The organism is Pseudonocardia sp. (genome assembly GCF_050246655.1).
Classification (GTDB): Bacteria; Actinomycetota; Actinomycetes; order Mycobacteriales; family Pseudonocardiaceae; genus Pseudonocardia.
In genome coordinates this window covers 17324-37181 of the sequence record NZ_JBFWVQ010000040.1, presented here as the reverse complement: position 1 = coordinate 37181, position 19858 = coordinate 17324, and the positions used below count along the sequence as shown (strand labels likewise).

General features: G+C 74.9%; 19 protein-coding genes. 6 read left to right on the top strand and 13 right to left on the bottom strand.

The genetic code is table 11. From position 1 onward, the window contains the following. Window positions 1–22 precede the first annotated feature (22 nt). Together AB7J25_RS15035 and AB7J25_RS15030 are read left to right on the top strand one after the other, a co-directional pair. Window positions 23–1411, top strand: coding sequence for a class II 3-deoxy-7-phosphoheptulonate synthase (locus AB7J25_RS15035; RefSeq protein WP_428509356.1), 1389 nt, complete (start codon window positions 23–25; stop codon window positions 1409–1411). Between the two features lie 115 nt (window positions 1412–1526). After that, window positions 1527–2360: a 1-aminocyclopropane-1-carboxylate deaminase/D-cysteine desulfhydrase gene (locus tag AB7J25_RS15030; RefSeq protein ID WP_428509354.1), complete on the top strand. Its 834-nt coding sequence runs from the start codon at window positions 1527–1529 to the stop codon at window positions 2358–2360. On the opposite strand, the gene AB7J25_RS15025 is transcribed toward AB7J25_RS15030, so the two are convergent. The 6 genes from AB7J25_RS15025 to pknB all read right to left on the bottom strand — a co-directional run bounded on the left by AB7J25_RS15025 (window position 2308) and on the right by pknB (window position 9673). Beyond that, complete coding sequence (locus AB7J25_RS15025; RefSeq protein WP_428509352.1) at window positions 2308–3246, bottom strand: helix-turn-helix transcriptional regulator; 939 nt, start codon at window positions 3244–3246, stop codon at window positions 2308–2310. The two genes, AB7J25_RS15030 and AB7J25_RS15025, sit on opposite strands and share 53 nt — an antisense overlap. 1101 nt (window positions 3247–4347) lie before the next feature. Continuing rightward, the gene (locus tag AB7J25_RS15020; protein WP_428509350.1) at window positions 4348–4647 is read right to left on the bottom strand and encodes an AzlD domain-containing protein; all 300 of its coding nucleotides are present in this window, start codon (window positions 4645–4647) and stop codon (window positions 4348–4350) included. Then, window positions 4644–5357, bottom strand: coding sequence for an AzlC family ABC transporter permease (locus AB7J25_RS15015; RefSeq protein ID WP_428509348.1), 714 nt, complete (start codon window positions 5355–5357; stop codon window positions 4644–4646). The genes AB7J25_RS15020 and AB7J25_RS15015 overlap by 4 nt, the downstream gene beginning before the upstream one ends. Before the next feature lie 228 nt (window positions 5358–5585). After that, window positions 5586–6647: an alpha/beta fold hydrolase gene (locus AB7J25_RS15010; RefSeq protein ID WP_428509346.1), complete on the bottom strand. Its 1062-nt coding sequence runs from the start codon at window positions 6645–6647 to the stop codon at window positions 5586–5588. Window positions 6648–6753: 106 nt separating this feature from the next. Beyond that, complete coding sequence (locus tag AB7J25_RS15005) at window positions 6754–7953, bottom strand: SLC13 family permease (protein WP_428509344.1); 1200 nt, start codon at window positions 7951–7953, stop codon at window positions 6754–6756. A 7-nt stretch (window positions 7954–7960) separates the two neighbouring features. After that, window positions 7961–9673 carry a Stk1 family PASTA domain-containing Ser/Thr kinase gene (gene pknB, locus AB7J25_RS15000; protein ID WP_428509342.1) on the bottom strand — a complete coding sequence of 571 codons (1713 nt, stop codon included), beginning with the start codon at window positions 9671–9673 and terminating at the stop codon, window positions 7961–7963. Between the two features lie 81 nt (window positions 9674–9754). Between pknB and AB7J25_RS14995 the strand changes: the two genes are divergently transcribed. Then, window positions 9755–10120 carry an Rv2175c family DNA-binding protein gene (locus AB7J25_RS14995; protein ID WP_428509340.1) on the top strand — a complete coding sequence of 122 codons (366 nt, stop codon included), beginning with the start codon at window positions 9755–9757 and terminating at the stop codon, window positions 10118–10120. Here AB7J25_RS14995 and AB7J25_RS14990 read toward each other — a convergent pair. The 6 genes from AB7J25_RS14990 to AB7J25_RS14965 all read right to left on the bottom strand — a co-directional run bounded on the left by AB7J25_RS14990 (window position 10089) and on the right by AB7J25_RS14965 (window position 16861). Next, complete coding sequence (locus tag AB7J25_RS14990) at window positions 10089–11051, bottom strand: phytoene/squalene synthase family protein (protein ID WP_428509338.1); 963 nt, start codon at window positions 11049–11051, stop codon at window positions 10089–10091. The genes AB7J25_RS14995 and AB7J25_RS14990 overlap by 32 nt on opposite strands. Continuing rightward, a complete protein-coding gene (mptB, locus tag AB7J25_RS14985) occupies window positions 11029–12594 on the bottom strand; it encodes a polyprenol phosphomannose-dependent alpha 1,6 mannosyltransferase MptB (protein ID WP_428509336.1) in 1566 nt (521 codons plus the stop codon). Before mptB ends, AB7J25_RS14990 begins: the two co-directional genes overlap by 23 nt. 77 nt (window positions 12595–12671) lie before the next feature. Beyond that, window positions 12672–14192 (bottom strand): phytoene desaturase family protein, encoded by a 1521-nt coding sequence (crtI, locus tag AB7J25_RS14980; protein WP_428509334.1) that lies wholly within the window; start codon window positions 14190–14192, stop codon window positions 12672–12674. 88 nt (window positions 14193–14280) lie between these two features. Further along, complete coding sequence (locus AB7J25_RS14975; RefSeq protein ID WP_428509332.1) at window positions 14281–15387, bottom strand: polyprenyl synthetase family protein; 1107 nt, start codon at window positions 15385–15387, stop codon at window positions 14281–14283. A gap of 51 nt (window positions 15388–15438) precedes the next feature. Further along, the gene (locus AB7J25_RS14970; RefSeq protein WP_428509330.1) at window positions 15439–16137 is read right to left on the bottom strand and encodes an LppM family (lipo)protein; all 699 of its coding nucleotides are present in this window, start codon (window positions 16135–16137) and stop codon (window positions 15439–15441) included. Between the two features lie 103 nt (window positions 16138–16240). Beyond that, window positions 16241–16861 (bottom strand): GNAT family N-acetyltransferase, encoded by a 621-nt coding sequence (locus AB7J25_RS14965; RefSeq protein ID WP_428509328.1) that lies wholly within the window; start codon window positions 16859–16861, stop codon window positions 16241–16243. An 86-nt stretch (window positions 16862–16947) separates the two neighbouring features. Between AB7J25_RS14965 and AB7J25_RS14960 the strand changes: the two genes are divergently transcribed. Together AB7J25_RS14960 and AB7J25_RS14955 are read left to right on the top strand one after the other, a co-directional pair. Further along, window positions 16948–17361 (top strand): hypothetical protein, encoded by a 414-nt coding sequence (locus tag AB7J25_RS14960; RefSeq protein ID WP_428509326.1) that lies wholly within the window; start codon window positions 16948–16950, stop codon window positions 17359–17361. 66 nt (window positions 17362–17427) lie between these two features. After that, window positions 17428–17832 (top strand): SAV_6107 family HEPN domain-containing protein, encoded by a 405-nt coding sequence (locus tag AB7J25_RS14955; protein ID WP_428509324.1) that lies wholly within the window; start codon window positions 17428–17430, stop codon window positions 17830–17832. A 21-nt stretch (window positions 17833–17853) separates the two neighbouring features. Here the strand turns inward: AB7J25_RS14955 and AB7J25_RS14950 are convergent, their stop codons facing one another. Beyond that, the gene (locus AB7J25_RS14950) at window positions 17854–18792 is read right to left on the bottom strand and encodes a ParA family protein (protein WP_428509322.1); all 939 of its coding nucleotides are present in this window, start codon (window positions 18790–18792) and stop codon (window positions 17854–17856) included. A gap of 323 nt (window positions 18793–19115) precedes the next feature. Between AB7J25_RS14950 and AB7J25_RS14945 the strand changes: the two genes are divergently transcribed. Further along, window positions 19116–19499, top strand: a complete 384-nt coding sequence (locus AB7J25_RS14945) for a DUF3040 domain-containing protein (protein ID WP_428509320.1) — start codon at window positions 19116–19118, stop codon at window positions 19497–19499. The last annotated feature ends 359 nt before the right edge of the window (window positions 19500–19858 follow it).

Here is a 19858-nt window from a genome sequence, read left to right as displayed (position 1 = left end):
CCGCGCAGTACTCTCTGACCTTGTGAACTGGTCCATCGACGCCCCGGTCGACGTCCTGCCCGAGTTGCCCCCGTTGCCCGGCGACCTGCGGGCCCGCCTCGACGACGCGCTGGCCCGCCCGGCCGCGCAGCAGCCGGACTGGCCGGACACCGAGCAGGTGGCCCACGTGCGCACAGTCCTGGAGAGCGTGCCCCCGGTGACGCTGCCGCCGGAGGTCGACCGGCTGCAGGAGCGCCTGGCCGACGTCGCGCAGGGACGCGCGTTCCTGCTGCAGGGCGGGGACTGTGCGGAGACGTTCGTCGACAACACCGAGCCGCGCATCCGGGCGACCATCCGCACGCTGCTGCAGATGGCCATCGTGCTCACCTACGGTGCGAGCCTGCCGGTCGTGAAGGTGGGCCGGATCGCCGGGCAGTACGCGAAGCCGCGCAGCTCGCCGGTGGACGCGCTGGGCCTGCCGTCCTACCGGGGCGACATCGTCAACGCGCTGCAGCCGGACGCCGCCGCCCGCGTGCCGGATCCGTCGCGGATGGTGCGCGCGTACGCGAACGCGGGCGCGGCGATGAACCTCGTGCGGGCGCTCACCGCCACCGGCATGGCGGACCTGTCGATGGTGCACGACTGGAACAAGGACTTCGTACGCCAGTCCCGCGCGGGGGAGCGCTACGAGGCGCTGGCCGCCGAGATCGACCGGGCGCTGCGGTTCATGGACGCCTGCGGGGTCGAGGACTACCGCATGCACACCACCGAGTTCTACGCCTCGCACGAGGCGCTGCTGGTGGACTACGAGCGGTCGATGCTGCGGCTCGACACGCGCACGGGCGACCCCCGCCTGTACAACGTCGGCGCCCACTTCCTGTGGATCGGGGAGCGCACCCGCCAGCTCGACGGGTTCCACGTCGCGTTCGCCGAGCTGCTGGCCAACCCGATCGGGCTCAAGATCGGTCCCACGACCACCCCGGAGCTGGCCGTCGAGTACGTCGAGCGGCTCGACCCGAACGCCGTCGCCGGCAGGCTCACGCTGATCAGCCGGATGGGCAACTCCAAGGTGCGCGACGTCCTGCCGGGGATCGTCGAGAAGGTCGAGGCCTCCGGGCACAAGGTCATCTGGCAGTGCGACCCGATGCACGGCAACACGGTCGAGTCCACCACCGGCTACAAGACCCGCCACTTCGACCGGATCGTCGACGAGGTGCAGGGGTTCTTCGAGGTCCACGCGGCGCTGGGCACACACCCGGGCGGCATCCACGTCGAGGTCACCGGCGAGGACGTCACCGAATGCCTGGGTGGGGCGCAGGAGATCTCGGACGCCGACCTCGCCGGCCGCTACGAGACGGCGTGCGACCCGCGGCTCAACACCCAGCAGTCCCTGGAGCTGGCCTTCCTCGTCGCGGAGATGCTGCGGGGCTGACATGCGGCAGCGCCCTGCACCGACGTCCTGTGCAGGGTCCCCGGCTGCGGACGGGCTCCCGCGGCTGCCGTCGCCGCTGGTTGAGTTGGCGGACGAACGCCTCGGCGGTGTGCGTGTGTGGCTCAAGCGCGACGACCTGATCGACGCGGTCGTCACCGGCAACAAGTGGCGCAAGCTCCGGTATCTCCTGCCCGACGCGCAGCGCGCAGGCGCGGCCACGCTGCTCACGTTCGGCGGGGCCTACTCGAACCACGTCCGTGCGGTCGCGGCGGCGGGGCGCCGGTATGGGTTCGCAACGGTCGGCGTGATCCGGGGCGAGGAGCGACCGACCAATCCCGCACTGAAGGCTGCGGCCGCAGACGGGATGCAGCTGTACTACCTCGACCGTGCGACGTACCGCCGCAAGCATGCCCCGGACGTGCTCGACGCCCTCCGGCGCACGTTCGGCGACTTCTACCTCGTCCCGGAGGGTGGGACGACCGTCCATGCGGTGCGCGGCTGCGCTGAGGCGATTGGCGAGATCGACGTGCCGTTCGACACCGTTGTGTGCCCGGTGGGAACGGGAGGCACGCTCGCGGGCCTCGCCGCCGGTCTCGGTCCCGGTCAGGACGCCATCGGGTTCAGCGTGTTGCGCGGCGCGAGGTCCCTCGACGGTGACGTCGATCGGCTCCATCGCGAGGCCCTCGGACGCTCGCTCGGTAACTGGCGGATCGATCATCGGTTCCACTGCGGCGGGTTTGCCCGCTCGACACCCGCTCTCGCCGAGTTCTGCGCGGACTTCGGAGGGCGCCACGGCTTCACCCCGGATCGTGTGTACGTCGGGAAGATGCTGTACGGGCTCTTCAGGATGGTCGCTGATGGGGAGCTGCCCGCTGGTCGGCGCGTGGTGGCGTTGATCACGGGTTCGGAGCCGGGCCCGACCAGCGCAGCGTCCATCGTCCAGACTTGATCGTGAATCTCTTGCTGACCCCGAGCCAGCGCCCATCCATCGATCGTCCGGTCGGCTCGACCACGAACTGCACAACGCCGTGGTAGGTCGCCGCGCGGTAGTGACCGTGCGGGGACGTCCGCTCGGTCCACCGACCGGTCGCGAGATTCCCGTCGATCGACAGCACGAGGTCGAGTTCGCTGCCGTCCGGATGCGGGTCGCTGCGGCCACGGAGCCGTCCGCGCTCCGCTCGGAGCACGATCTCGTGCATGCCCTCGAGATCCAGGGTCCTGCTCGTGCTGTGGTATCCGTAGACGCTCGTCCATCGGCCCTCGAGCGCGTCGAGCGCACCGACCGTGGAGGTCGGCCACGGGTTCGTCGTGCTCGATGTCGCAGCGAGTGAGGCTGCGGTACCGAGTTTGAGCAGCAGTGCCCCGCGCCGTCGTGGCGGCCACCGGGACGCGACGTCGGTCAATGCCCGTGTGAGCTGGTGCAGCCCGAGGTGCTGAATCCTCCAGATGAGTGCACGCTCGTCGGCGTCGTGTGGTTCGTCGGGCTCACGGTCGCTGCGATGCTCACCCCACCCGGCAACAAGGTCGGCGACATCGCATTCGTACATCCGTGCTAACCGGTCCAGCACGATTAGCGACGGCGCGTGGCCGGTCCTCCCCGGCCAGTTCTCCCAGTAGGAGATCGACTTGAACGTCTTGGGGTCGTCCGGCCACCGCCGGTTCCACTGGGCGGCGGCGTCGGCTTGACTCCAGCCACGGGCGAGTCTCATCGCAACACGGCCGTTGAGGCCGTAGTGCGTGCGCAGGGTCGAGGCGATGGTGGGCCAACTGGAGCCCTCGTCACGAAGCGCGCGACTCAGCTCGACCTGTTCCCGCCGCTGACGAGAGATCGCCATGCTGGCGCACCGTACTCCCCGTCGAACAGGGAGTTCCGCGAGGAGGTCGAGCCGTCGTGGGGTGTCCGGTGTTGATCGACAACGCAAGGCTGAACCCGTGGAAGCAGATGGGCAGGACAACGTCCAGCAGACCGCAGGAGGGTGGTCGTTGCCGCTGGTCCTCGCCGGGATGCCGGACGTGTGGCGGCGATTGCTCGCCGACCACGTGTGCCTGCCCGACGGGCGGTGTGGTGGTTGCCGAACCGCAGCCGGATCGGGCGGCCGCTGGCCGTGCACCCTGTACTGCGCCGCGGCTCGTGCGCGGTGCATCGCCAACGGCGGGAACGGACGGTCTCGTCCGTCCGACCCGGCGACGCGCGACGGTCCGATGTGACCGGGTGCCGGACGATCCGGTGTGGCGGGCCGGCGTTCGAGGTGCGGACGGGCGGCACCGGGTGTGGCTCGACAGCGGGACGGTGCACAGGCTGACGTCGCCGTGCACACGGTGGGCGGTGTGCAGGGCGACGCCACGGTGTGCACGACTGGGACGGGACACGGCGGCGCCTGCGGGTGAGGGACCGAGAAGCGCGAGCACCGAGGTGGAATCCCGCCGCCGACCAGTGCGCGAGCACGGGAGCGCCCGCTGCGGGTGCCGGGGTACGGCGTTCCGGGTGCGCGCTGGCCGTGCGTGCTCGCCGGGATCGCGTTGGATGCCGAGCGGCGCGCACACATGCAGGGCCGGGTGCCGTCGTGACCCCCGCCGACGGCGCCCGGCCCGACCACGACGGACGAGAGTGCGTCGGCACCCCCTGCCGACGGGGCCCGCTCGGCCACGCGGCTCGACCCGAGCCCGTGGGCGGCACCGGTGCCGTGGCTGCTGGCCGGTGGCGCGGTCCCGGGACCGGACGGCCACGGGTCCGGGAGGTGCGGAACGGCACCCGGTGTCGCTCGACAGCGGGACGGTGCACAGGCTGCCGTCGCCGTGCACACGGTGGGCGGTGTGCACCGTGACGCCACGGTGTGCACGACTGGGGCGGGACTCGGCCCTGTGCACGGCTGGGACGGGACCCGGCTGGGACCGGACGCGCGGCGCGCACGGCCGCGACCGGACGCGGCGGCGGATCAGGGACCGAGCAGCGCGAACGTACCCACCGCGGCGGCGACGCTGACCAGCAGGGAGCGCGTGCGCCACGCGGCGAGCGCGCCGACCAGCAGCGCGAGCACCGCCCCGACGGGGACGCCGCCGCCGGGCGGCCGGGCGAGCCCACCGGCGACCAGCGCGGCGAGCACGGCGGTGCCGGCGTGGTTCAGGGTCGCGCGCAGCCGGTCGGGCAGCCGGCGGACCGGGACGACCGCGATGAACAGCACCCGCAGCACCCAGCTCACCACTCCCGCCGCCGCCAGGCCCACGGCCGCGCTCACCGCCGCACCCGTTGCGTGACCGCTGCGGCCAGCAGCCCGGCGACGGCTCCGGCGACGAGCCCGGTCGAGCCCGGCAGCCGGGCGCAGGCCACCGCGACGCCGGCGGCGACCACCGCCGCGGCCAGGCCCGGCAGCTCCCTCAGTCGCGGCACCAGGAGCGCGACGAGGCAGGCGGGGCCGGCGATCGCGAGCGGCGACCCGGCGGGGAGCACCGGCCCGAGCGCGAGGCCCAGTGCGACGGCGCTGCACCAGCCGGCGGCCAGGACGGCCCCGACCGTCAGCCACCAGCGGCGGAAGCGGGCGCCGTCGCCGAGTTCGGGCCGGGCGGCGGCCAGGCCGTAGGTCTGGTCGACGATCGTGTGCGGCCCGAGCACGCGAAACCATAAGGGCTGGCTGCGGAACCGCGGCTCCAGGAGCGCCCCGTACAGCGCGAGCCGGGCGTTGACGATCGCGACGGCGCCGACCATCGCGAGCGTCCCACCCCCGGCCCCGGCCACCGAGAGGGCGGTGAGGTTGCCCGCGCCGCTGAAGATCAGGAGCGCGGTGCCGAGCCCGGGGAGCGGGTGCACCGCCGCGGTCCGAACGGCCATCCCCACGACCATCCCGAGCGGCAGGACGCCGAGCACGACGGGAGCGACGTCGGCGACGGCGCGGCGGCCCGGCCCCCCGGGGATGCTCCGGACGGCGGACCTGCCCCTGCGCGTGGTCATGATCCCTTCACCTCTCTCTCTGGTTCGTGGCGTGCGCGATCCGCCGGCTCGTCGGGAGTGCCGGCGAGGACGGTGTGGTGCGCTCCCGGACCGGTCGGGGGCGGGCGCGGCTGGGAGCCCGTCGTGTCCTGCGAGCCAGGCCGTCCGGAGGACGTGGCGAAACGCTAGGTCACCCGCGGGGCCGCCGCCCTCCGTCGCACCACCCATCCCGGGCGGGCGCGGTGGCGGTCACCCGTCGGTGCGGGAGACGAAGGCGGCCGCCGCAGCCCGGGCGCTGCGGCCGGTGAGGCCGAGCTTGGCGTAGCTGTTCGACAGGTGCCGCTCGACGGTGCGCGGGGACAGGTACAGCCGCTGCGCGATCTCGGCGTTGCTCAGCCCGCTGCTGACGAGCCGCAGCACCTCCCGCTCCCGCGCGCTCAGCTGGTCGACCGCGCCGACCGGCGACGGTGCGGCCGCGCCGAGGAAGGCGTACAGCTCGCGCACGAACACCGGCCACGCCGGCTCGTCGGCGAGCGGCAGGTGGTTGCGGCTGTCCAGGGACAGCAGCCGGGCACTCGGGATCCCGGCGGCGAGGATCCGACCCTCCTCGAACGGGATGACCCGCTCGTCGCGGGCGTGCGCGACGAGGGTCGGGACGGTCACCGCGGCGAGCTGGGGGCGGATGTCGATCCCGCCCCAGACGGCGCGCAGCCGCTCCGCCAGGTCCGGAGTGGCCGAGACCCGCATCATCTCGTCGAACCGGGCCATCTGCGCCTCGGTCGCGCCCGGGAGGAACCGGGCGGTGAACACCCGGCGGAACACCGGGTCGGCCCGACCCCAGCCGACGCGCACGATGCGGTCGAGCAGGTCGACCTCCGCCTCCTGCTCGGGAGTGAGGTCGCGCAGCCGCCGGCCCCTGGCGTACCCGCCGTAGACGACGAGGTGGCTGACCCGCTCCGGGTGGTGCACCGCGTAGGTCGTCGCGACGGCCCCGCCCTGCGAGATGCCGACGAGGACGAACCGCTCCAGCTCCGCCGCGTCGACCACCGCGGCGAGGTCGTCGACGAAGTCGTCCAGGCTCAACCGGGGTGGGTCGCGGTCCGACAGGCCGCAACCCCGCTGGTCGTAGCGGACCACCCGGTGCTCGCGCCCGAGGTCGGTCCACCAGTGCCGCCACACGGGGCTGACCCAGTCGTGCTCCAGGTGTGTCACCCAGTTCGCGGCTTTGACGATCACCGGCCCGCGCCCGTGCGTGCCGTAGGCCAGCCGGACGCCGTCACGGCCGGTGCAGAACCGGATGTGCTGCTCCACCCGTCACCCTCCCGCGCGGTAACGGCTCGCGCCGCGGCCGGGCGCGGTCGGCCGTGTCGAGCCTACCGAGCCCTCCGCGAACGGGACCGTCGACGGACCGCGGTCGTCACGACCCGGCCGTGAGCAGCAGCGCGCCCACGCCGCCCGCGCACGCGACCACGGCCAGCCCGAGCCCGGTGAGCACGAAGGCGCGCATCGGGACGCGCAGGCCGTGGTCGCGGCACGCCTCCAGGCCGATCAGGGTCGCGAGCGACGCCCACGGGGTCACGAGCGGGCCGGCGTTCGTGCCGACCAGCAGCGCCAGCAGCTGCGTCTGGTTCCCCGGGGGCACCGCCGCCTCGCCGGCGGCGTAGGCGGGCAGGTTGTTCAGGAGGTTCGAGAGGCCCGCCCCGGCCGCGGCGGCCCGGAACGCCCCGGCCGCCCCCGGGTCGGTGCCGACGAGCGCGGTCATCACCTCGCCGAGCCCGAACCGGCCCAGCGTCGGCACGACGAGGAAGAGGCCCGTCACGAACGCCAGCAGGTGCCAGGGGACCAGGCCCGGGCGCAGCGGCCGACGGTCCAGGACGGCGAACGCCGCGACGACGACGAGCGCGGCGGCGAGCGCGGCGAGCCCGATCCGGTCGTGGACGAGGGGGATCGCGACGATGAACCCGCCGCAGGCGACGGCGGCCACCGTGCACAGGGCCCGCTCGCGGCGCCCGGCGAGCCGCACCGGCTCGGGCGGGACGTAGGAGTCGGCGCCGCGGGCTCCGGCGCGCCAGTAGAACGCCCACAGGAACGCCGTGGTGGCGGCGAGGGCCACGAGCTGCGGCAGCCACATCCGGGCCGCGAACTCGGGCGCCGTCAGCGCGACGCGGTCCGCGGCCAGCAGGTTCGTCAGGTTGGAGACGGGCAGGAGCAGGCTCGCCGTGTTCGCCAGCCAGATCGTGGTCATCGCGAGCGGCAGGGCGGCGATGCCGCAACGCGCGGCGAGCGCCAGCATGACGGGTGTGAGCAGCACGGCGGTGGTGTCCAGGTTCAGGAACGCCGTGGTGAGGGACGCGAACGCCACGCAGCCCACGAACAGCGCCGCGTACCGGCCGCTCCCCGCGATCGCCATCCGCACCGCGAGGACGTCGAACAGCTGCGCGACGCGGGCGAGCCTCGCGAGCACGATGACGCTCGCGAGGAACAACAGGAGCGGCCCGATGCGGGCCAGGCTCGCCGCGGCGTCGGCGACCGGGAGCAGGCCCGTCGCGACGCACAGCAGGCCCAGCGCCAGGAGCCCGACCCGGACCGCGTCGAGCGGGCGTGGGCGTGGCGTCAAGCGGGCGTCACAGCGTGCCGAGCTCGACCGTCGAGCCCGGCTCGACCTCGGAGCCCGGCCGGGGATCCTGGGTGACGACGCGGCCGCCGTCGAAGCCGAACGGCAACCGCGAGTAGACCTCGCCCTCCAGGCCCAGATCCTCCAGCTCGTCGAGGGCGTCGTCCTCGTCGCGGCCGATGAGGAACGGCACCGTCACCGAGTTCTTCTCGACGTTCCGCACGAGCGCCACCTCGGCCCCCACCGGCAGCACCGTGCCGGCGGCGGGGTTCGTGCGCAGCACCGCGCCGACGGGGTGGGCGGGATCGTGCCGGTCGGCCTCCCGCCGGACGGGGGTCAGCCCCGCCTCGCGCACGATCCGTTCGGCCTCGTCGACCGCGGTGCCGGCCGCGATCGGGGGGACGGCCGGGCGACCCGCGGAGACCGTGAGCTGCACGGTGCTGCCGCGCAGCACCTCCGACTCCGCCGCCGGATCGACCGCCGAGACGATCCCGGCGGGGACGTCGTCGGACAGTGCCGTCGCCACCGTGACCGACAGGTCCGCCTCCCCGAGCAGCCGCTCGGCGGCCGCCCGCTCCAGCCCGACGACCGACGGCGTCACCGTCCACCGGCCCGTGCCGAGCCACCACGCCACCGATGCCACCAGCACGCCGAGCACCGCGACGACCGCGATCCAGGCGGCGAGCACCCGCCTGCTGCGGCCGCCCGACGGCGTCGCGGGCAGCACTCCCGTCGGGCGGTGGCGGTGCGGCGTGGCCCGGTCTCCGGCCGGCACGGGACCGTCGGTGTCCGGGCGCGGCGCCACGAGCGTGGCCGTGCGGCGCGGCGGCGGCGCGGCCGCGGCCGGGACCGGGATCCGCACGTGCGGGACGCCGAGGAGCACCCGCAGCTCCTGCAAGGCCGCGAGCATCGCGTTCGCGTCCGCGAACCGGGCGGCCGGGTCGCGGTCCGTGGCGCGGGCGACCAGCGCGTCCAGCTCCGGCGGGACGTCGCCCGCGATGAGCGACGGGGCCGGCACCGCCGAGTTGACGTGGCGGTAGGCGACCGAGATCGCCGTGTCGCCGACGTAGGGCGGGGCGCCGGTGAGCATCTCGTAGAGCACGATCCCCGCCGCGTAGACGTCGCTGCGGGCGTCCGCTGCGCCGGTGACGACCTGCTCCGGCGAGAGGTAGGCGACGGTGCCGAGGATCATCCCCGCGTGGCTCGCCCCGGCCGCGGCGGACGCCGTCACCAGCCCGAAGTCCGCGACCTTCACCTCGCCGCCGCGCCCGATGAGCACGTTCTCGGGCTTGACGTCGCGGTGGACGAGGCCGAGCCCGTGGGCCTGCGCGAGCCCGGCGAGGACGTGCTCCAGCACGGTGAACGCCGTCGGGACGCCCAGCCCGCCGCGGGCGCGTAGGACGTCGCGCAGCGTGCACCCCTCGACGAGCTCCATGACGAGGAAGAGCACCGACTCCGGGCCGTCCGGCGGATCGGCGCCCTGGTCGTGCACGTCGACGACCGCGGGATGGTCGATCCGCGCTGCGGACCGCGCCTCCCGCTCGAACCGCGTGCGGAACGCCGGATCGCCCGCCAGCCGCGGGTCCATCACCTTGATCGCTACCGGCCGGTCCAGCCGGGTGTCGGTGCCCCGGTGGACCGTCGACATGCCGCCCCGCGCGATCATCGCGCCCAGCCGGTACCGGCCGTCGAGCAGCGCGCCTGCGGGGGGAGCGGCGTTCACGAACGTGACCGTACCGCCGCCGCACCCCGTCACCGCGTACCCCTGCCGTGCACCCCCGCAGCTGTGGCAGGGTGTCGCACCGTGAACGACGCCCCCGGCGCCTCCGCGTCGCTGTCTCCGGACGTGGCTGTGCTGCCTGTCGCCGAGGTCGCGCAGCGGCTCTCGCTGCCCGTCTCGCGAGTCCACCAGCTCGTCCGTGACGGTCACCTGCTGTCGCTGCGCCGCGAGGGCGACGTGGTGGTCCCGGCGGACTTCCTCTCCGGGAACGCGGTGGTCAAGGGCCTTCCCGGCACGATCACGGTGCTGCGCGACGGCGGCTACGACGACCCGGACATCCTGCGCTGGCTGTTCACCGACGACGAGTCCCTGCCCGGTGCCCCCATCGAGGCCCTTCGCGCGGGGCGCCACCGCGAGGTCAAGCGGCGCGCTCAGGCGATGGCGTTCTGAGCCGCGCCGCCACAGCCCGCGCGAACCCGGGGGCCGCGACCGCGAGCCTGCGCCTGCGCGGCACCGCGACCCGCCGGTGCAGCACGTCGTACCCCGCTCGTTCGATCTCGTCGAGGATGCCCCGGTACAGCACGAACGCGCAGCTCACGCAGGCGCGCGACACCGGCTCCAACAAGGCGATCCCCGGCTCGGCCCGCCGGTAGACCGCGCGCGTGTGCGCCACGAGGTGGGCGAGCGCGCGGCGCACCCGCGGGTCGGCGCGCCGGAGCCGACGGCACCGCGTCAGGAGCTCGCGGTCCACCCCGAAGGCCGCCAGCTCCTCGGCCGGCAGGTAGACGCGACCCCGGTCCAGGTCCTCGCCGACGTCGCGCAGGAAGTTCGTGAGCTGGAACGCCACCCCGAGCGCGGCCGCCGCGGGCTCGGCCTCGGCGCGGGGCACGACCGTTCCGAGGACCGGCAGCATCTGCAGCCCGATCACCGCGGCCGAGCCGTGGACGTAGACCGCGAGGTCGTCGAACGTCGCGTACTCGGTGACGTGGGTGTCCATCCGCATCGACGCCAGGAAGTCCGTGAAGTGGCGGTGGTCGATCGCGTGGCGGCGGGCCGTGTCGGCGACCGCCGCCAGCACCGGGTCTGCCGCGTGCCCGTCGTCGAGCGCGGTCGACAGCCGCGATCCCAGCTCGTCCAGGTCGGCGGCCTTCGCCGCGACCGGCCGAAGGTCCTCGACGTCGTCCACGATCTCGTCGGCACGGCGCGCGAAGCCGTAGAGGGCGTGCACCGCGGGCCGGCGCGCGGGCGGCAGCAACCGGGTGGCGAGGAAGTACGTGCGGCCGTGCGCGGCGTTCAGCGAGCGGCAGGTGGCGTACGCGGCCCGCAGCGCGGGCTCGGTGACGCCTGCGGCGTCCAGCTCAGCGGCCCCGGGTCCGCGCATCGGCCACGACGAGGTGGTGCGGGGCGGACCAGCGCTCACGCAGGCGCAGGGGGTCCGGGCGCAGCAGCGAGACCGCGGCGAGCAGGCTCAGCAGGCCGCAGACCAGCAGGTACGGCACGTTCTCCACCGCGGCCTCGCCATTGGTGTAGAAGACGACCAGCAGCATCAGCGAGCTGAACACCATGACGGCGAGCCAGCGGGCGCTCCACGCCGCCATCGCGAGCAGGGCCATCCCCCACGCCGGGTACCAGGGCAGCATCGCCGGGCCGAGCACGGCGGCGGCGAGCAGCACGATGCCGGCGCGCCGCACCGCGTCCGGCCCGCCGTCGCGGGACTGCCACCACAGCCGCGCCGCCAGCGCCAGGAGGGCGATGCCGCCGATCACCCGCATGGTGGTGATGAACGGTTGGGCCGACACGTTCACCACGATGCCGACGATCGAGTGCAGCAGCTGCCCGACGCCGGTGGGCAGGGAGAGCCAGTTCACGATCATGGACGGCGCGCTGAGCGCGGGCAGCCAGCCGAGCCCCACGCCGGCGGCGAGGGTGCACGCCGTGAAGACCACGAGGAACACCGCGACGCCCTGAGCGGCCGCACGGGCGATGCGCGCCGGCTGCGACCCCGGCAGCCGGGCCGCCCAGATCAGGACCAGGAACGGCAGCGCGAGGCCGGCACTCGCCTTGACCGCCATCGCGAGCGTGGCCAGCGCGATGCCGCCTGCGTGCTGGCCACGCAGGGTGAGCAGCGCCGCCGTCGCGAGCAGGCCCATGACCAGAAGGTCGTTGTGCCCGCCGCCCACGAGGTGCACCACCATCACCGGGTTCGCGACCGCGATCCACAGCGCGACCGGGATGCGCCCGCCCATCCGCCTGGTGAGCTCGGGCAAAGCCCAGACGAGGAGCACCAGACCCGGCAGCAGCGCCAGCCGCATGAGCAGGATGCCCGGGATCATGTCCTCGCCTGCGACCCAGGCGACGGCCTTGGCGACCAGGATGAACAGCGGGCCGTACGGCGCCGGGGTGTCCTGCCAGAAGGAGTGCACGTTGTCCGCGAGCGGCCCAGGGAGCGCCTCCGGGCCCACCGCGTACGGGTCGAGCCCGGCCAGGGGCAGCGCGCCCTGCGCCAGGTAGCTGTACATGTCCCGGGTGAGCAGCGGCGGCCCGAACAGCACCGGGGTCATCCACGTCAGGGCGGTGGTCAGCACCGCCCGGCCGCCGACCTGCCCGGCCAGGACGCCCCGGCCCAGCCGCACCCACGCGTAGGCCATCAGCGCGAGGCCGATGTACATCAGCGCCGTGGCGATCTCGCGGCCGTGACCGTAGCGCCAGAACCCGAGCGCGGAGTTCGTCAGCACCGGGTCGTGGACCAGGGTGCCGCCCGCGCCGAACCCGCCCACGACGAGCAGCACCGACGCCGCCAGGCCGAGCAGCAGCGGCGTGCGCGGCGGGGCGCCGAGGCGGCGGAGCACGGTCCGCTCCGGGCGCGGCGACGCGGGACGCGGCTGGGCCGCGGGCGCAGGCTGGGGGACGGCGTGGGTCGTCATGGCAGGGGCCATCGTGGCACGAGCCCTGTGAGCGGGCTGACCGGGCCCTGCCCACGCGCGTTCGATGTCACGTGCCGTCACCCACCCGTCACACGCGCCGCAGCCAGCCGCCCGGAGATCAGCACCGGGGGGATGCCCACCCCGGGGGTGGTGCCGCACCCGGCCAGCACCGCGTTGTCGAGCCCCCGCACCAGGTTGGCGGTGCGGAACGGGCCCGTCTGCGCGAAGGTGTGCGCCGCCGAGAACGGCGTCCCGGCCGCGAGCCCGTCCGCGGCCCAGTCGGCGGGGGTGACCAGGCGGGACACCTCCACGTCCGCATCGAGCCCGCACAGCTGCGGATGGCGCTTCTCCAGGACGGCGAGGATCTCGTCGCGGTAGGCGGGACCGACCCGCGGCCAGTCGATCGGACCGGTGCGGGTGTTCGGGCACGGCGCGAGGACGAACAGCACGTCCGCGCCGGGCGGGGCGAGCGACGGGTCCGTCGCCGTCGGGCGGGTGACCAGGAGCGACGGATCGCTCATCAGCCTGCCCTCGGAGATGATCTCGGTGAAGGTGCGGTCCCACGCCGCGCCGAACGAGATCGTGTGGTGGGCCAGCTCGGGGCGGGCCCGCCGCACGCCCGCGTGCACGACCACGGCGCTCGGCGACCAGCGCAGCGGCACGGGCCGCCGCGGCGCCCTGCCGACGAGGCGGTGCACCACCGGCAGGTCCGGGGTGAGGACGACGGCGTCGCACGCCAGCCGTTCGGTCGGGCCCGTCGGGCCGTCCCCGGTGGCACCGTGGCGGACCGCGACGACGCGCCCCGCGCGCCGCTCCAGCCCCGTCACGGTCCGGCCGGTGAGCAGCGTCGCGCCCGTGGCGCACGCGGCCCCGGCCAGCGCGTCGGCGATCGCCCGCATCCCGCCGCGCGGGAAGAACACGCCGCGCACCGTGTCCATGTAGGCGATCACGCCGTACGCCCCCAGCGCCCGGTGCGGAGGGACCCCTGCGTACAGCGCCTGGAAGGAGAACACCCGCCGCAGCCGCTCGTCGGGCAGCAGCGTCGCGACCCTGCGTCCCAGCCGCCCGAACCCGCCGAGCGCGGCCAGCCGGACCAGATCCCGCCCGACCAGGTCCAGCGGGGAGTCGAAGTTGCGGCCGATGAACGCGTCGATCTCCACCTCGTACAGGCGCGTGAGCCAGTCCCGCAGCTCCCGGTACCCGGCCGCCGAGGCGGGCCCGCACACCCGCCGCACCTCGGCCTCCATCGCGGCGGCGTCCGTGCGGACGTCGATGGTGGAGCCGTCGGCGAAGCACGCCCGGTAGGCGGGATCGAGGGCGACGAGGTCCAGGCGGTCCGCGAGGCGCTCGCCGACCGCGGCGAGCGCCTCGTCGAGCAGCTCCGGCATCGTCAGGACGGTCGGGCCGGTGTCCAGCCGGTAGGTGCCGCGCGGCGTCGTCAGGTCCAGGCGCCCGGCCCGGCCGCCCGGATGGTCGGCCCGCTCGACGAGCGTCACGCGGCGGCCCGCACCGAGCAGGTGGAGCGTGGCGGACAGCCCGGCGAGGCCGGCTCCGACGACCACGACGTGATCGGTCGGGCCGGGGATCGTCCGGGTCACGGCCGGTCCGCCGGGACGACGTCCGCCGCGGGCCGGGCGCCTCGAGCGGGCATGGGCGGGCCGCTCACCACGCGCCCCATCGTGGGAGTCACCGCTGCCGGCGCGTGGCCGCCACCGCCAGCTCAGCGAGCCGCGTCGCGGCCGGTTCGGCGATCCCCGCCCCCTCCAGGGCCAGCAGCCCCGTCCCGGTGAGCTCGGCGATGCGCTCCTCGACGGCCGCCACCGCCCCGAGCTCGACGAGCAGGCTGCGGACGCGATCGACCGCCGCGTCGTCCAGCCCCGGGTCGCCGACAGCCGACTCCAGCTCGGCACGGGCCGTCGCGTCCCTGCGCTCCTCGGCGCGCTGCATCCCGAGCGCGAGCAGGAACGTCCGCTTGCCCTCGCGCAGGTCGTCGCCCGCGGGCTTGCCGGTGACGGACGGGTCGCCGAACACGCCCAGCAGGTCGTCCCGCAGCTGGAAGGCGATGCCCACGTCCGCGCCGAAGCGGCGGTAGGCCGTGATCAGGGCGTCCTCCGCGCCCGCCACGGCCGCGCCGAGGTGCAGCGGCCGCTCGACGGTGTAGGCGGCGGTCTTGAAGCGGTTCACGCGCTGCGCCCCCGCCGCCGTCGTGTCCGCGGCGGCCTGATGCAGCACGTCGAGGTACTGGCCGCCGAGCACCTCGGTCCGCATCGCCTCCCAGGGCACCGAGGCCCGGGCCGCGGCCGGTGCCGGGAGCCCCGACGAGCGCAGCATGTCGTCCGCCCAGGCCAGGGCCAGGTCGCCCAGCAGGATCGCCGCCGCGGCGCCGAAGCGCTCCGCCCGGCCCGTCCACCCGGCCCCGGCATGGCGCGCCGCGAACCGCACGTGGACGGTCGGGGCACCGCGCCGGGTCGCCGAGTCGTCCATCAGGTCGTCGTGGACCAGGGCGCACGCCTGCACCAGCTCCAGCGCGCTCACGGCGGTGAGCACGGCGGGCGCGTCCGGGCCGTCCGGGTCGCCGCCCGCGCCCCGCCACCCCCACCACGCGAAGACCGGGCGCACCCGCTTGCCGCCTGTCACGAACTCCGCCAGCGCCCTTGCCGCCTCCCCGAACGCCGGATCGATCGCCGCTGCCTCCAGGGCACGGCGGTCGAGGTAGGCCCGCAGCGTCTCCTCGACGGCGTCGCGCACCCGGTCGTCGAGCCCGGCCGGCTGGGTGCCGACGGCGCCGGTCACCGGTGGTCCTCGGGGGAGATCACGGTGCCCGAGCCTAGCCAGCCCCGGCCGTCAGCGTCGGATGCGGACGACGGGCGGGTTGCGCTCCTGGTGGGCAAGCCACACGACGGCACCCGCAGCCGCCACGACGAGCACCGCCAGCAGCGTCGCCCACAGCAGCAGCGACGGCCCGTGGGGGTCGACGTAGCTCGTCACCGCGCGGATCTCGCCCTTCTCGTCGGGCTCGAACGTCCAGGTCACCGTGCTGCCCTCGGCGTCACCGTCGGTCTCGAGGATCTGGCCGGGGAACGTGATCTTGAGCTGGAAGTCGGCCCGGTTGGCCGATACGCCCGCGAGGTCCACCGAGCCCTCGGCGAGGACCCGGTTGCCTGCCCGCCGCATCGCGAACTGCACCCGTCCGTCGGGCAGGGCCGCGACCTCCGTGAGCCGCGACACCTCCTCGAACGTCAGGTCGGAGAAGGTCAGCCGCGTCCCGGTGTAGCCGTCGATCCGGTACGGGCGCACGTCCACGTCCAGGTCCGGCGGGACGGTGATCACCGGGCCGCTGTCCTCCGGGCCGATCGCGGGGGTGGCCACGACCAGCTCGCCCCGCACGGTGTCGTCGGGCTGCACGGCGAGGGCGGCGCGGACGCGCGAGCAGCCGCTCAGCAGGGCGAGGAGCGCGAGCAGGGCGAGCAGGGCCGCGACGCACCGGCGGGCGGGATGCCGGCCGGGCCGTGCGGCACCGGCGGGCGGGTGCGGGGAGGGCACGGCCGCCATGGTGCCAGCCACGGCCGGGCGGGCCGCTGCGGTGGGGGCGGCGCGCCGGAGCGGAGCGGTGGTCGTGGGTCGCCGCAGGCGCCGCGACGTGGCGTCAGGACGCGCCGGGTGGGAGCGCGGTGATCCCCGGAACCGGCGTCGCCGGCGCGTCCAGCGGCAGCGGGCGGCCGAGGACGGCGAAGGGGCGCGTGTCGCCGGTGAACCGGTGCTCGCGCAGCACGTCGACGAACCCGAGCCTGCGGTAGAGCCGCCAGGCTCGGCTCGGCGGGCGCGGTCGGTGCTCCGGCGTGGACAGCAGCACCCGGGCGTTGTCGGCGCCCGCGGTGAGCGCGCGGAGCAGGCCCTCGCCGAGCCCGCCGCCCTGCGCGTCGGGACGCACGTGCAGCTCGGTCAGCTCGAAGTAGTCGGTGAGCCAGCTCTGCCGCTCCGGGGCCTCGGCCCGCAGCCCGCGACGGACCTCCTCGAACCACCACTGGCCGGGCCCGCCGCGGTAGCCGTAGGCGATGCCCAGCAGCCGGCCGCCGTCGCCGATCCAGCCGACCGACCGCCAGCCGGGACGACGCGCGTGGTCCAGCCACAGCGAGCGGCGGGCGCGGGCGGTGCCGGGCGGGTAGCCCATGGCGGACACGTAGATGTCGAGCGCCTCGTCGAGGCGTTCGACGAGGGTGGCGTGACCGAGCTCGACGAGCCGGTACCGGGGCGGGGCGGCCGTCACCGGTCAATGAGAACACGGGCACGGCGTGGCGGCCGAGCGTTCGTCGGCGTTCGACTTGACTCGGCGCCGGGTGGCACGTTCTACTGGTGGGGATCGAACACTTGTTCGATCCCACGGCGGTGGCGGGCGGGGAAGCGTCCGCCGCCGCCCGGGCCGGCGCCGACGTCGAGGAGCGTACGCGGGTGGGCACCTTCAGCCGGGTCTTCGGTTCGCGCCAGCCCACGCCGATCAAGGTCCGCTACCAGGACGGCGAGCCGGTCGAGTTCGAACGCCGCCCGGCCCGGCGGGGCACGCGCTTCCTGGTGATCGACGTGCGCGAGCGGTGGATCGAGGAGTCCGCGTGGCCGTTCCCGTCGCCGATGCCGGTCGGGGGCGACCGGTTGCGCTGCTGGCGGGTCACCGCCCGGTCGGCGGAGGACCTGGACGGCCCCGAGCGCGAGTTCGTCCTGCGGATGCGTGCCGGGCCGGGGGTGTGGGACCTCGTGCGCGTCGCCGAGTGAGGGCGCGACGGGGCCGCTCGCGCGGGCGGCATCGGGGATCGGATCCGGGACCAGCGGGGAGTGGGGATGACGGTCGTGGTGGAGGGCCCGCCGGTGGCGCGGGCCGCGGTAGGCCTGCTGAGGCAGGCGAACGGGGCTCTGGCCGAGGCGCATCGGGAGGCGGACCCACTGCGTCGGTATCCGGCCGCCTACCTCGCGGCGCTGCGTGCGGCGGCCGCCGTGCTCGCGGTGCGGGCACGCCCGCAGTCGGCCGGGCGGCGCAGGCGGGCGGACCGCAACGCCTGGCACCTGCTGGCCGAGGTCGCGCCGGAGCTGGGGGAGTGGGCGGCGTTCTTCGCCTCGTGCTCGGCCACCCGAGCGGCGGCCGAGGCCGGCATCGCACGCCTGGTCGGGCAGCGGGAGGCGGACGACCTGCTGCGGCAGGCCGAGCAGTTCGTCGGGATCGTGCGGACCGTCGTGCCGGTCCGCTGACGCGACGTTCCGCGCCCGGTGTCAGGCGCCGGTGCGGGCGAGCAGCCGCCGGGCCAGGCCCGACCGCTCGCTGCGCAGGACGCGGCCGAGGAGGGACGCGAACAGCGCGGACACCTCTCTCGCGCCCGGGGTGTCCCACTGCTGGATGGGCAGGCAGGCGCCCTGTGCCTGCTGGATCGCCGAGCGGTCCGGGACGGTCGAGCTGAAGACCAGCGGGCCGAACAGCTCCCGGAGCTCGTTGATGCGGAACTGGTGCTCAGCGTTGCGCGGGCGCACGCGGTTGATCAGAACCCCGAGCGGCTGGAGGTCCGGATTGGCACGCTGGCGCTCGGACTGCACGGCGTCGAATGCCCGCTGCACGCCGGCGACGGCGAACATCGTCGGGTCGGTCACGAGGATGGCGCGCTGTGCCGCGGTGAGTGCGCTGCGCGTGAGCTGGCCGAGTGACGGCGGGCAGTCCACGATCACGAGCCGGTAGGGCGTCCCGTCGGGATCGGCGAGGAGCGGGTCGTCGTGCAGGTCCCCGGCCGAGCTCGCGGACACCGCCCGTCCGTCGCCGGAACCGGCTGTCTCGTGCCCCGGGTCCCTGCCCCGGCCCGATCCGCCGCTGCGGGCCTTCAACCGTTCGAGGGCCCGCGCGAGCGCCGCGAGCTGCTTGCCCTCCGGGTCCGGACGGTTGTGCCGTTCGGTCTCCTCGGAACCGACGACCACGTCCAGGCTCTCGCCCCAGCTGCTCGTCGAGATCGCCCGCATCAGGACCGAGCGGCGTGGCTCCTCCAGGACGTCCGCGACCGTGGCGCTCGTCGGCCCAGGATCGAGTGCCACGGTGGAGTTCGCCTGCGGGTCGAGATCGACGACGAGCGTGCGCAGACCGCGCTGCTCAGCGGCTCCCGCGAGCCCGAGCGCTACCGTGGTCTTGCCCACACCGCCCTTGAGGCTCACAACCGCGACGACCAGCACAAGGGCAACGTACCGCGCCGCATCCCGCCCGGATCCCCGGATCCGGGCGAAACGCCGATCGACCGGGTGGTGCGACCGCTCGCCGGCCGGGCGACCGGTCGAGCCGTGCGCCAAGCGGTCACACCCCGGATCCGGGAGTACTCCGATCGGGGCTACTTGGCCCGGGGATGAAGATCGGAACGGCCAGTCTTCAGGTCCGGCTAGTCGACTCGGCCCGAGACTCGTATCCTTGCCGGCAGACGCCCACCCCGGGCGCTCGTCGTGTCGTTCCGGCACTATGGAAGATGACCCGACAGGAAATGACTGAGTGCCGGAGGAAGCCGATGCCCCTCTCCGAGCACGAGCAGCGACTGCTCGACCAGATCGAGCGTGCTCTCTACGCCGAGGACCCCAAGTTCGCGTCCACCGTGCGCGGCGGCCGGATGCGCCCCCCGACGAAGCGGCGCCGCGTGCAGGGCTTCGCCCTGTTCGCCGTCGGCCTCGTGATGCTCGTGCTGGGCGTCGCGTTGCCGATGCTGTGGCTGGGTAGTTTTCCCGTACTCAGCGTGATCGGCTTCCTGGTGATGCTGGGCGGCGCCGTACTGGCCATCACCTCCGTCGGTGCCGGCTCGAAGGGTGCCGGTCCCGCCAAGTCGGCCGAACCGGACAAGAACCGCTTCACCGGCCGCATGGAGGAGCGCTTCCGGCGCCGCTTCGAGCAGGAGTGAGCCAGGCCGTCGCCACATTCCGCGCAGGTCAGACGGGCTGACCGCGCCGAACGGCTCGACGACGGAGCCCCACCGCAGCACCCATGCTCCGGTGGGGCTCCGTCGCGTCCGGGGCCGTAGCGTGGGGTCGGCGGTGCGGGTCGGCGCGCGGGCGGTCGTCCGCGCGGGGAGCCGGCGCAGGGGCCGTCGCGTCCGGGGCCGGTCGGGCACGTCGCCCCGCCGGCCGCTGACTCCCGCCCCCGTGCGCGCGAACGGCACGTACGGGAAGACCTATTTCCCGTACGTGCCGTTCGCGCGGGCCCCGATGCCAGGCGCCGCGGCTCCCCGCACGCCGATCCAGCCACGCCCCAGGCAGGCCC

Excerpts from the sequence above, each read along its gene's own strand:
- AB7J25_RS15025 (WP_428509352.1), bottom strand. The coding sequence starts at position 3,246 with ATGGCGATCTCTCGTCAGCGGCGGGAACAGGTCGAGCTGAGTCGCGCG.
- AB7J25_RS15015 (WP_428509348.1), bottom strand. The coding sequence starts at position 5,357 with ATGACCACGCGCAGGGGCAGGTCCGCCGTCCGGAGCATCCCCGGGGGG.
- AB7J25_RS14990 (WP_428509338.1), bottom strand. The coding sequence starts at position 11,051 with ATGCGCGGACCCGGGGCCGCTGAGCTGGACGCCGCAGGCGTCACCGAG.
- mptB (WP_428509336.1), bottom strand. The coding sequence starts at position 12,594 with ATGACGACCCACGCCGTCCCCCAGCCTGCGCCCGCGGCCCAGCCGCGT.
- AB7J25_RS14955 (WP_428509324.1), top strand. The coding sequence starts at position 17,428 with ATGACGGTCGTGGTGGAGGGCCCGCCGGTGGCGCGGGCCGCGGTAGGC.
- AB7J25_RS14945 (WP_428509320.1), top strand. The coding sequence starts at position 19,116 with ATGCCCCTCTCCGAGCACGAGCAGCGACTGCTCGACCAGATCGAGCGT.